Here is a 12,536-nt window from a genome sequence, read left to right on the forward strand (position 1 = left end):
GAAATAGGGCAGCCGAGGATTCCGCTGCCCAACCTTAAAGGCTCATTAACGTTTAAGGAGTGGTTATGTACCAACAACGGATTGTGATTGACGGATTGCAGTACTGCAATTGGGATCGAGAATACTTCCAAACGCTGAAGGCGAGCGGTATTACAGCTGTACATGCAACGATCGTTTATCACGAAAATGCACGAGAAACCTTAACTCGCTTTGCCGAATGGAACCTGAGATTCGAACAAAATGCAGACCTGATTATGCCTATTTACTCGATGGCTGACGTCGAGAAAGCAAAGGCCGAGGGTAAGGTTGGTGTCTTTTTTGGTGCGCAGAACTGCTCCCCAATTGACGATGAAATCGGCTTAATAGAAGTCATGCGTCGCCAAGGTTTGCTGATTATGCAGCTGACGTACAACAACCAAAGCTTATTGGCGACGGGGTGCTATGAGCAGAATGACTCGGGTGTCACACGTTTCGGTAAACAAGCCATCGAAGAGATGAATCGTGTCGGTATGATCATCGACATGTCCCACAGTGCAGAGCGCTCAACGTTGGAAGCGATAGACCTTTCTTCTCGCCCAATTTGTATCAGCCATGCGAATCCAACCTTTGCTCACGATGCGCTACGCAACAAATCGAATACCGTCATCAAAGCACTCACCGAACGAGGTGGTTTGATTGGCTTTAGTTTGTACCCATTCCACTTACCAAATGGTAGCCAGTGCACACTTGAAGATTTCTGCCAAATGGTCGCGAAAACTGCTGACCTGTTCGGTGTGGATCATTTAGGTATCGGCAGTGATCTTTGTTTAAACCAACCACAGCAAGTGCTTGAGTGGATGCGCAACGGTCGTTGGTCGAAAGCTATGGATTATGGCGAAGGCTCAGCAAACAACTCTGGTTGGCCAGATGCGTTGCCATGGTTCAGCGGCAGCAAAGGCATGGAAAACATTTACAACGGCTTAATGCGCCACGGATTTACTGAATCCGAGGCAGGAAAAATTCTGGGTGAAAACTGGTTCAACTTCCTCACAGAAGGTCTGGAGGCAAGAGAGAGCTAACCCAACTAAACAAGGAATAGCCCGTTAAAAAACAATAATAGGCGGGTGTTAAAGTCACTGTTTGTAGCCGTTCAATGGCAGCTGCAATGAACCTCTGGAGTCAGAGTATGTCTGATTTAACCAATAGCGTGAAAGCTTCAACGATGAGCGTGCCATCAAAGAAGTCACAAGCAAATCACAACGACACAACAGCAAAAGAAAACTCACCTGATAAGTTGGGGCTTAGTAATCCCGCACTTTGGTATAGCGGCGGCTTTATTGCCCTGTTCGTTGCCATCGCACTGTATGATGGAGAACTCCTTTCAACACTGGTTAATACTGGATTCGCGTGGTCGGTAAAAGTCTTCGGTCCATATTGGCAATTACTGCTTCTTCTCACTTTTCTTATTGGTCTTGGTTTGGCAGCAGGGCGAACAGGCAAGGTGATGTTAGGTGGAACGACCAAGCCTGAAATGGACGGCTTCCGCTGGATGGCAATCATCTTTTGTACCTTACTAGCGGGTGGTGGTGTCTTTTGGGCAGCTGCAGAGCCAATTGCGCATTACGTGAGTCCGCCGCCATTGTATGGCCCACAAGAAAATCCACAGCAAGGTGCGGTGAATGCCTTATCACAGTCTTTCATGCACTGGGGATTCTTAGCGTGGGCAATTGTTGGCAGCTTGACGTCTATCGTGGTGATGCACCTTCACTACGATAAAGGCTTGCCGCTTAAACCTCGTATCTTACTTTACCCAATATTGGGTGAACGCGCACTGAAAGGTCAAACAGGTGCTTTGATTGATGCGTGCTGCATCATTGCTGTAGCGGCAGGGACGATTGGTCCAATCGGCTTCTTAGGTTTGCAGGTTAGCTACGCGTTAAATGTGCTATTTGATATCCCAGATGGCTTTACCACGCAATTGATCATCATTTTGTTTGCCATCGTACTTTACACCGTTTCAGCATTAAGTGGTCTGAATCGTGGTATGCAAATGCTTAGCCGATACAACGTAATATTGGCAATGGCGTTGATGGTTTACATCCTGATATTCGGTCCGACAGATTTCATCTTTAATGCTTATATTCAAGGTGTAGGTAGTATGTTGGACAACTTTATCCCAATGGCGACCTACCGTGGTGATGAAGGTTGGTTGAGCTGGTGGACAGTGTTCTTCTGGGGATGGTTCTTAGGCTATGGGCCAATGATGGCGATCTTTATCGCACGCATTTCCCGCGGTCGAAGTATTCGTCAATTGATTACGACCATCAGTATCATCGCGCCGCTTACGACGTGTTTCTGGTTCACCATTGTCGGTGGCTCTGGCCTAGCGTTTGAGATCGCAAACCCTGGCAGTGTCAGTGCCGCGTTTGAAGGCTTTAACTTACCTGGGGCATTGCTTGCGGTAACACAACAACTGCCAATGCCGATGCTGATTTCTATCTTGTTCTTGATTCTTACCACCATCTTTATCGTAACGACGGGTGACTCGATGACATATACCATCAGCGTCGTCATCAGTGGGGAAACGGAACCGAATGCCATCATTCGTACTTTCTGGGGTGTGGCGATGGGTGTGACCGCATTGATTTTGATTTCGCTGGGGTCTGGCGGTATCTCTGCCTTGCAATCTTTCATTGTCATTACGGCAGTTCCTGTGTCGCTTATTTTGCTGCCATCACTTTGGAACGCGCCACAAATTGCTATCAAGATGGCAAAAGAACAAGGGTTATAAGTCGCTAAAAAGCGATAACCCATAACTGATAAACAATAACGTGGAGCTTGTGCGGGTGATTCCTCCTGCATCCGCATAAGTCTATATTCTTACAATAAAAAATAGGTGGTGAGCAAAATGGATGCACATCGTTCTACTTACACTGAAACAACACTACGCGACGCTGCTATTGTCATGGCGCCAGAAAGGCTAGGGGCTATGCACCAAAATCGAATTAGCTTTGTACGAAGCCTGATTCGTAAAATGGCGAGCCAAGAGTGGCAAGTCAACAAGCATGAATGGCAACTTTGCCCTAGAGGGTTTGGCCATGTGATCTACAAACTGGCGACACCAGAGTACGTTTATCATTTGGTTGTCTTCTGCGATGAAATTGCCGATGAAGAGCGTAATGACCGAGTCATTGCAGAGAAATGGGACGTGACATTCGCGTTAGTGAAAGGCGACGTAAATGTCGAACTTTTAGAGCAGTTAAGAGCTAACGTTCCTTTGCAGGAAGCCGGACGAAACCCAAATAATGTATTAGTTTTAGCGCGAGCGAATAAGAGCGTGCGCGTGTTTGAACATATTGTTGCGGCGTTATCTAAAGGTCAACAACCCGAGCCGAAAGAACTGGCGGAAGTAGGCTACATCCTACGTACGACCGCGGTGTATGGAAATGGTAAGTTTGGTATTGCAGATTTCAAGTTGCTTGAGAACAATCCCGATTTCAATCAGTCGTTCAGTGCGCAAATGTGTGCCGTGTATCTATTGCGTGAGTTCAGCCTAGATTGGGTTCATTACTTAGCGCAACAACAGGGTGGCGATAATGCCATCGCACTACATCGTGGGTTACAGCGCTATCTTGGTGTGGGGAACGCAACAGGACTGGGCATGGCACCATACCTTATTAACCATCCTTGTATCGTTGACCAATGGATGACGTCGCGCGAACGTGCAATTGCTCAAGTGTTTGCGATGCAGTGCGAGACTCAACAAGAATCGCCACTAAACGCGTTATTGGCAAAAGCGCAGCGCCACTTAGAGCAAGTGATTACCATCAATCAACATCAAGACCAATTGAATTATAAAGCGATAGAAGACATTAAAGCGTTACAAATTAATCTAAATGCTTTGATTTCGAATCACATCAATTGGGGAGGCTTGATCGAACAAACGACAACAATGAGTTTGGAAGCCCAAGAAATCCTAACATCATGTTTGATCGAGCTGTACCCGTCTTTGGTGGATGAATTTGAGAACCAAATGAATACCGATGAATCTTTGTCGATTCCGGGTGGGAAGTGTGTTCAAGATGTTCTTCAGGTGCTAGAAAGCAAATATCGTTGGTCTATTGATGCCGATTACACACTGTCAGAAAATAACTATTGGTTTTGGTATCGTTCACAAGATAAAGAAGAGCCACGAATGGGAGTTCGAGGTGAAGAGATTGGTGAAGAGCGAGAGCTACCACTGGATATAGGTCGACAAGTTAATCGCTACTACCATGCATTGTTGAAATGTCTGCCTGAAACATCACTTGCGGAATTCTTATTGCAAAATCCGCAATACCGAGCGATTACACGACGAGTATGGACCCTTGGTAACCGTGAAATGGGCGACATTCAAATGAATGTGCTGCGAGAAGATGCGCTGCCAATGCATTTGCTACGCTGCAAGCTAGCTGTGTTTGGCGCGACCAAGTTTGACCCGCGTTCAGACCGATGGGTGCGCGTAACCTTCTTCCAAGGCGCGCCGCTCTTGGATGAGGTTCGTGACCCAGCTTATAACGATACATGGATCTTTCCCATCATGCCCGAGCGTGATGAACTCGCGCAAAGTGACAATCAAAAAATCAGTGGAGGTTTTGCATTATGATCGTCTCGCATAACGAGCTGGTAGCAGCAGTAAACAAAGCCTTTCTTGGTATGCGTCGCCATTGTGGTGAAGCCGATGTGATTGCCAATATGGTTGCCGATTTACAGATGGTTGGTTTGAATGGTGTTCGTCACTTTAACAACGCGAGTTTATTCCTTAATTTGGACTCCGATTGTGCAGTGACTATTACAGGAAATACGGATTCAAGCATCGAAATCGAATTGCATAATGGTAGTGTCGCATGTCATCTGCCTGCAGTGTTGGACTTTGCACTTGAGAAAATGATTAACACGAAATCGGTCACCATTACACTCAAACAATGTCACAATCGATGGTTAGCATACAGTGAGCTCGCAAGGCTTTCAGCAAAGGGGATTGCCTGTCGTGCTCAATGGGTAAACGGGACTAGCCCAAAACGCACCTTGTATGTACTTAACCGAGGGCATATTGCACCAGAGGTTTTTTTCTCTGACCAAGTGGAAGATCACAGTACGGATTACCACAGCATGACAATTGAGCTCTCCGTCAATGATTTTGATATCGAAGCAAGCTCACAAGGGTACTCCATCCACATAGAAGGGGAAGAACTGAGCCGTGCACAAAAGCAATCTTGGGACGAGGGTATTGCTGTCGAAGATACTGAGTGGGAGACGTTAAAGCAAACTGCTAGGGTTTTCCTTGTGGAGAACAGTGAACGTTCTATTCAAGGTGCAGGCGAATTAGTTTGATATTGATGCATTAACGAATAAAAGTGTGAGGTTACCCAAGGGTAGCCTTTTTTATTTTCTTAATGTTGCTCTCTTCCTTAGGTAACTCCACCGTTGTTAATATTATTAAATATAACGAACTTGGGTGGTTATATTTATATCCACTTTGTTTGATTTTGTCCTACCAATAAAAATAGTCATTGTTTTTAATGGTTTTAATAAATCTATCCTTTTACCTCTTGTTTAAAACCTGTTTGTTATTATCTTATTTGTAATTTATCTATTCAGAGTTATTGTTTTTATATTCTCTATGTTGACTACTTTCGACTTATGACCTTTATTTTAATGTGGATTATAGTGGTTGGTATCTACTTTAGTATTACTTAGTCATTTAAATTAAACAGTCTTTAGTGCGATTATAATCATAATTTCAGTGGTGGTTTTTAATTGGGATGGCATTCATTCTGAATTTAAGAGTGATATTTGATTATTGGTTTTTGTATTTGAAATTATAAAGTCAATTATGCTAACTTCACCGCTTGGTTCAGTATTGCCCCTCCTTATGTATTTCTAATCATTTAGTGTTAGTAGTATGCCTTATTCATAATTGGATAAAACAAACAATATTTTTAAACAAAAATATCTAGTGATAAAAATAATATTTCTTCATTTTATAAATGAGATCTTCTTTCCTAAAAAAAGACCTTGTCATAAATTTGTAATTTTTATTTTTACCAGTTGCATGAATTTATTTAATTGATGTATCACAACTATTTTATTGATTTTAATTATCGACTTCGGTGTGTTTTTTTCTGATAGATTCGACTCGAATACATCAAGGAGATAGATAAATGAAAATCAAGAAACGTCTGATAGCTATCGCTGTTGCAGGTGTAATGACGATGTCAGTACATGCAGGTGAATCAGTCACACTAAATAAGCCAGTGAACTTTACCAACTTCTCTGGGCTTAATTCACAATTGGGTGTTAATAATGCATCGAGCTTTAAACAGGTTAAGAGCATTCACCTAAAAAAACGCGGTGTTTATAAGGTAAAGATCCAGCAAAATGTCTGGGGTATTCCTGTTTGGGGACATTCACTGAACGCGACCCAAAGCTTTAAAGGCGGCGCTTTAAAAGCCGTGCAAGGCAATTATTTGCGTGTAAATGACTTAGAGCGAAGCTTTGTAAAACCTAAGTTGAACCGAGCAGAAGCGCTAAAGGTTGCGTCAAAGAACCTTGAGAATAAAGGCATCGCAGGCAAGTTTCTAAGAAATGTCGAAGATGAGTTATTCATTTATCAAGATGGCAAACAAACACGATTGGTTTACGTGGTTTCTTATCTGCTAGCAAACAGCCTTCAACCTTCTCGTCCATTTACCATGTTAGATGCGCACAGTGGCGAAGTTATTGATCGTTGGGAAGGGATTGCTCATGCGCAAATCGGTACTGGTCCTGGTGGTAATGAAAAAACAGGCATGTATGAATACGGTACCGACTACCATTACCTCGATGTACAAGAAGATGGTAACAATTGTGTGATGGAGTCGGAGAACGTCATCACGGTTAACCTAAATGGTGTCACTGAAGGTTCTACACCATACAGTTATGAGTGTCCTCGCAATGAATTTCAAGAAATTAACGGTGCTTACTCTCCACTGAACGATGCTCATTACTTTGGCAATATCGTATTCGACATGTACAAAAACTGGTTCGATACTGCGCCACTTACTTTTAAACTGATGATGCGTGTTCACTATGGAACGGGTTACGAAAACGCGTTCTGGGATGGCCAAGCAATGACGTTTGGTGACGGTGAGAGTTACTTCTACCCATTGGTCAGCCTTGACGTCTCAGCTCATGAAGTGAGCCACGGCTTTACCGAGCAAAACTCGGGGCTGGTTTATGCCAATCAATCTGGCGGTATGAATGAAGCCTTTTCAGATATGGCTGGCGAAGCTGCCGAGTTTTATATGAAGGGCGAGAATGATTGGATGGTCGGCAAAGACATCTTTAAAGAGGATGGTGCATTGCGTTACATGGATGATCCTTCACGAGATGGCTCTTCCATCAACCATGCACAAGACTACTATGATGGTTTGAATGTGCATTACAGCTCGGGTGTTTTCAACAAAGCCTTCTACCACTTAGCAACGACATCGGGTTGGGATACCAAAAAGGCGTTTGAATTGTTTGTGCTCGCGAACCAAATCTACTGGTCACAAGATAGTGACTTTTGGCAAGGCGCATGTGGCGTCAAGAACGCAGCAAACGACTTAGGGTATGACTCCTCTGCGGTTATGGATGCATTCGGCATTGTCGGTGTTGAGCCATGTGCTGAGCCGCCACTGCCGCCAGAGCCAGAATATCAGCGTCTTGAAAACGGTCAATCAGTGACCGTAGATGGCGCAACTGGGTCGAAAACCTATTTTGATATCGAAGTGCCGGAAGGCAAACCTCAACTTACGATCAATCTAACGGTGCCAAACGGTGACCCAGACATTTACGTTGGTTTAGATTATGCACCAAGCTCGAATGAAAACATTTGTTCTAGCTTGTCTGTTAGTGATGAAGTTTGTGTGATTGAGAACCCAGAGCAAGGTCGCTATACCGTGAACGTATTTGGTTACGCTGAGTATGACGGTGCAGAGCTAACGGCAACGTACGACGATAGCAGTGCAAACCTTCCTCCAGTAGCCTCGTTTGATCAGTCTGTCTCTGGCAAAACGGTGACACTTCATAGCACCAGTAGCGATAGCGACGGCAGCATCGTTTCTTACCAATGGAACCTAGGTGACGGTAGTGCGCAAACTGGCGAAGTGGTGACGCACGCTTATGCGGCAGCTGGTGATTATGCGGTGACGTTAACCGTCACTGACGATGCAGGCAGTGCGACATCAACCACACAAACGGTGACGATTGAAGAAGGCCAAACAGATGCGTTCCCGCTCAAACTCAACTTCGGTAACAAGTTCCCGAATGGTAAAGCCCGCGTGAAATTATCTTGGAAGTATGACACCAAAGATTACTTCATTGTTAAACGTAATGGCAAGAACGTAGGTGCAACAGACTTTAAGTCTTACGTCGACCAGTTTGAGCATAACGGCACTATCGACGTGGAATACCAAGTGTGTACTTCGGGCAACGTATGTTCTGAAACCAAGCGTTACCGATTCATCAAACCAAACAAATAACAACGCAATAGCAAAGGGCTCCAGACGGAGCCCTTTTTTCGTCAGGTAAGGTTAGTAAAGGAAAATACCAACATGAAAAAGAGTCTTTTAGCATTGGCATTGTTGAGCTGTACGTTGAACAGTAGCGTCGTCGCCAACGAATTGACCGATCAAGGCCAAATTTGGATCACCACCGATGCGGATGCGGTGCACCTTATTACCAAACACGGAGCGACAGTTTATTCTGACTTCTTTGGTGCTCGTCCCGCCGTGGTTGCAAAAATATCGCCAGATCAATTAGCGGCATTATCCAGTCATATGCATCATGAAAAGCATCGCTGCGGTGGTTATATGGTGCACCCAGACAAAGCCAGTGCATTGAAAGCCGCAACCATGCCAACCACATTGAAGACGTTTAACAAACCGATGATCAGCCATCATGACACGGTTGAGGCTCTCATCAATCAAGTAGAGCCGACGAACTTGGTGAAGACCATAGAAGGCATGACGTCATTTACTAATCGCTTTTATACCACCGTTACGGGTGTTGAAGCCTCTGATTGGTTGCTGGCGCGTTGGAACCAAGAGATTGAAGGAGTCTCTTATGCTTCTGCGGAACAAATTTCCCATCGTGGCTACCCACAAAAATCCGTTGAAGTGACGTTGCTGGGTGCGAAATACCCTGAAGAAATTATTGTCGTGGGTGGGCATCTAGACTCTACAGCTGGCGCATGGACAGAAGAGGGAACCATATCTCCGGGCGCCGATGACGATGCTTCTGGTATTGCAACGGTGACTGAGTCACTTCGCTTAATGATTGCCAGCGGTATCCAGCCAGATAGAACCATCAAATTCTATGGCTATGCCGCGGAAGAAGTAGGGCTGAGAGGCTCGCAAGACATCGTTGAAATGCTGAAAGACAAAAAAGCCAACGTGCTATCCGTGTTGCAATTAGACATGACCAACTACAGCGGTTCTGCGCATGATATTACATTCATCACCGATTACACCGATAGTAACTTGACGGCATTTCTGTCTGAGTTGATTGATGTGTACACGCCTGAAATCACCTACCAGTTTGATCGCTGTGGCTATGCATGTTCTGACCATGCCTCTTGGCACAATGCTGGCTATCCGGCGGCCATGCCATTCGAAAGTTTGTTTGAAGACTACAACCCAAATATTCATACCCAATTTGATACGTTGGAAAATTCAGACCCGACCGCCTCGCATGCCAGTAACTTTGCAAAGCTTGCTATCGCCTATTTGATTGAATCAAGTATGGATAGCACGACTGGCGTGACCCCCTTACAAGATGGTGAGCCCGTTGAGAATTTACGCGCAGGCTATGGAGAGGAGCAGTTCTTTAGTTTTGAAACTCAAGAGTCGGGGCAGGTGACCATTTCTTTGTCTGGGCCAAGAAGTGGCGATGCGGATCTCTTTGTGAAATACAGTGATCAAGTGTCAGTCAGTAACTTTGATTGTCGTCCATTTCAAAATGGGAGCAATGAACAATGTGTTCTAAATAAACCGGCAGGGACGTTCAGCATTATGGTGCGAGGTTATCGTAATTTCGACCAAACCAGTCTTGTTGCCAGGTTTGAGAAAGCGACCAACTGATCGTAAAGAGCACTTCTCATCAAACTCTAAAATGCCGCATGACACAATGCGGCATTTTTGTTTATTCGTTACGAGGGAAATGCTCCACGCTTTAATTCTCAACTACGCTTTGTAGACGATCGCGAGTTGAATAGGAGAAATCCATGAGCACCTTGCAAATCGATATTGAGAGAACAAGCGCAATGCCATTGCTTTCTATGAGATGGCATATCGAGGAAACCCAAGAAAAGCGGTCGAGCTTTACGTCGGGGATGAGTATATTCAACACAACCCGTTAGTGGGAAATGGCCCTGATCCTTTTATCGCTTACTTCGAGAGAATGCAGGAAGAGTACCCAGAGAAAGACATTACGTTTGTTCGCGCCGTCGCAGAGGGCAATTTAGTGGCGCTGCATACGCACCAAACGTGGCCTGATGACGTGGAATACGTAACGATGGATTTCTTCCGCTTTGATTTAAACGGCAAGATTGTCGAGCATTGGGATGCCTTGCAAGAAATCCCGAAAGAGTCAGCAAACGGGAACACCATGTACTAACTTAACGTGCTTTGCCATGCAATTTAGCAATGTAGTAATGTGACAATGTAAACAAGGCAAAGCACTATAAACCGCGTAAAGCTTGTTAGCGCTGGTTGTCTAACCACTCACGTGTCACCGTGTCTAACTCTCGTCCTTCACGACTGATTTTGTAATCCAATTCCGCAATGATGTCGTTTGAGAAACGTAGCGCGTCCAGTCTGCTCAACTCATCTTGAGTAAATTTATCTGATTTGTCTTGGCGCAATAGCAAAACGGCTTTATCGACAATACCCAGCAAACCTTTTGGTTCTGCGATTTCTCGAATTGCGTACTTATAGTGAAGAAATTGAGGCTTCCAAAGTGGCACGACAACCCATTGTTTGTTCTCTACCGCCTTCTCAAATGCAGTAAAGCAATCTTCTTCCGTCCCTGTGTGGAAACGGTAACCTGCTTCAGTCAGCGAGTATTCGTCCATCATCTTAATCGAAAAGCGTGTAATGCCCGCTCCAGGGTTGATGCCTTGTATATCCGATTTCATCTTCGCTACGACTTCTGGTTTCGTCAGGTCGCTTACTTCTGATACCAGTTCTTCAGGCACGTAATCTGGCACACCCCAAAGCGCGTAAGGCTCGTAGTGCAAGCCCAGTTCTAGCAAGGGTTGTACTTCTTCTACCGACGCTTTGTAAATGCCGTGACTTGATGGTAACCAAGCCGAAGAAAGCATATCGATTTTACCGGATTTGAGTTTTGAAAAGTTCTCTTCATGGGGAGAGTAAACGCGCTCAACCTCAAAGCCCATATCATTGAGTACATGGCTAACAAGAGAAGCGGTAACGCGGTGGAAAGAAAGGTTAGTGACACCAAGTTTTATCGTTTTTGACGCGTGAGTACCAGTCATACTGAAATCCTTATTATAGAGCAGTGCGAAGGAGAGTCATGCACTGCTTTGTGACGGAAATAGTAGGCTTGTGGTGAAGAGGAATAAACAGCGCTGTCTTTGAGTCACTGTCAAAAATGATTTGATAATGGCGCAAAACTCAATCTTGAAATTAATCAATAAATCGACAGTTAATTGTTTCTGCCAATGTTCGAAAATCTATGACGTAAAGATGACCTTTAACTGTCATCGCGTTGCATTACGACATTTAGCTTAAAATTTATCTGTTCTTAGAAGTTTTCTAAGGTTACTGCTGGTTGTTGATACTCGCGTGAGTCTCTTGATAAAGAAGTGAGGTTCCATGGTTGAATATTTGTTGTTTTCATTGATTGTGACATTACTGGTGATGTCGCCGGGTCCCAATGGCATTCTTGTGATTAAGACTGCATCGCAAGGTGGGTACAAAGAGGCACAATTGAATATCGTAGGTTTAGTTTCCGGAATATTCGTACAGGCAAGTTTGGTTATTTTTGGTGTTGCGAGTCTTTTACAGCACTCTGAATATGGATTCATGATCCTTCAGGACTTAGGTGCAGCTTATCTTTTTTACACAGGGTTAAAAATGATCATTGCTTCATTTCGAAGTCCTAAAGAAAGTAACCCCTGTGAGCAAGAAGAAAGTAAGAGCAAGTATAGGCTGTTTGCTGAAGGGCTATTTACACAGTGTTCCAACCCGAAGGGAATGTTGTTTTACCTTGCTGCTTTTCCTAACTTTTTAAATACCGAACACTTTACAATAGCTAACGCCTACCTGTTTGCAGGCATCCATGCATCCATTCTCTTTATTTGGTTTTCGGGGATCGTATTTTTGATGAGTAAAGTGAATAATAATATTCAGAATGCGGGATTTAAAAAATGGGTCAATCGTGCTGCAGGATGTGCCATGCTATTGTTTAGTTTTTTGTTGTTAACTCAGTCAATCTAGCCAAGCGATTACTCTTTAAACCCGACAACTGAG

Annotated in this window: 9 protein-coding genes; 8 read left to right on the forward strand and 1 reads right to left on the reverse strand. The window is 44.3% G+C overall.

Going from position 1 to position 12,536, the window contains the following annotated elements; translation table 11 throughout:
* The first annotated feature begins 65 nt into the window (after window positions 1–65).
* The 7 genes from OQJ86_RS07415 to OQJ86_RS07445 all read left to right on the forward strand — a co-directional run bounded on the left by OQJ86_RS07415 (window position 66) and on the right by OQJ86_RS07445 (window position 10,659).
* Window positions 66–1,058, forward strand: a complete 993-nt coding sequence (locus OQJ86_RS07415; protein ID WP_045402513.1) for a membrane dipeptidase — start codon at window positions 66–68, stop codon at window positions 1,056–1,058.
* Between the two features lie 143 nt (window positions 1,059–1,201).
* The gene (locus tag OQJ86_RS07420) at window positions 1,202–2,770 is read left to right on the forward strand and encodes a BCCT family transporter (RefSeq protein ID WP_373408386.1); all 1,569 of its coding nucleotides are present in this window, start codon (window positions 1,202–1,204) and stop codon (window positions 2,768–2,770) included.
* A 117-nt stretch (window positions 2,771–2,887) separates the two neighbouring features.
* On the forward strand, window positions 2,888–4,624 hold the full coding sequence (locus OQJ86_RS07425) for a hypothetical protein (RefSeq protein ID WP_104028728.1): 1,737 nt from the start codon (window positions 2,888–2,890) through the stop codon (window positions 4,622–4,624).
* A complete protein-coding gene (locus tag OQJ86_RS07430) occupies window positions 4,621–5,352 on the forward strand; it encodes a DUF3726 domain-containing protein (RefSeq protein ID WP_265987360.1) in 732 nt (243 codons plus the stop codon). The genes OQJ86_RS07425 and OQJ86_RS07430 overlap by 4 nt, the downstream gene beginning before the upstream one ends.
* 830 nt (window positions 5,353–6,182) lie before the next feature.
* The gene (locus OQJ86_RS07435; RefSeq protein ID WP_265987361.1) at window positions 6,183–8,525 is read left to right on the forward strand and encodes a M4 family metallopeptidase; all 2,343 of its coding nucleotides are present in this window, start codon (window positions 6,183–6,185) and stop codon (window positions 8,523–8,525) included.
* Window positions 8,526–8,597: 72 nt separating this feature from the next.
* The gene (locus tag OQJ86_RS07440; RefSeq protein WP_265987362.1) at window positions 8,598–10,124 is read left to right on the forward strand and encodes a M28 family metallopeptidase; all 1,527 of its coding nucleotides are present in this window, start codon (window positions 8,598–8,600) and stop codon (window positions 10,122–10,124) included.
* 202 nt (window positions 10,125–10,326) lie between these two features.
* The gene (locus tag OQJ86_RS07445) at window positions 10,327–10,659 is read left to right on the forward strand and encodes a nuclear transport factor 2 family protein (protein ID WP_265987363.1); all 333 of its coding nucleotides are present in this window, start codon (window positions 10,327–10,329) and stop codon (window positions 10,657–10,659) included.
* Between the two features lie 85 nt (window positions 10,660–10,744).
* On the opposite strand, the gene OQJ86_RS07450 is transcribed toward OQJ86_RS07445, so the two are convergent.
* Complete coding sequence (locus OQJ86_RS07450) at window positions 10,745–11,539, reverse strand: glycine betaine ABC transporter substrate-binding protein (protein WP_265987364.1); 795 nt, start codon at window positions 11,537–11,539, stop codon at window positions 10,745–10,747.
* Window positions 11,540–11,879: 340 nt separating this feature from the next.
* On the opposite strand from OQJ86_RS07450, the gene OQJ86_RS07455 reads away from it, so the two are divergent.
* Window positions 11,880–12,503, forward strand: coding sequence for a LysE family translocator (locus OQJ86_RS07455; protein WP_265987365.1), 624 nt, complete (start codon window positions 11,880–11,882; stop codon window positions 12,501–12,503).
* Window positions 12,504–12,536 lie beyond the last annotated feature (33 nt).

This window comes from Vibrio sp. Sgm 5 (genome assembly GCF_026241575.1).
In the GTDB taxonomy this organism is placed as follows: Bacteria; Pseudomonadota; Gammaproteobacteria; order Enterobacterales; family Vibrionaceae; genus Vibrio; species Vibrio jasicida.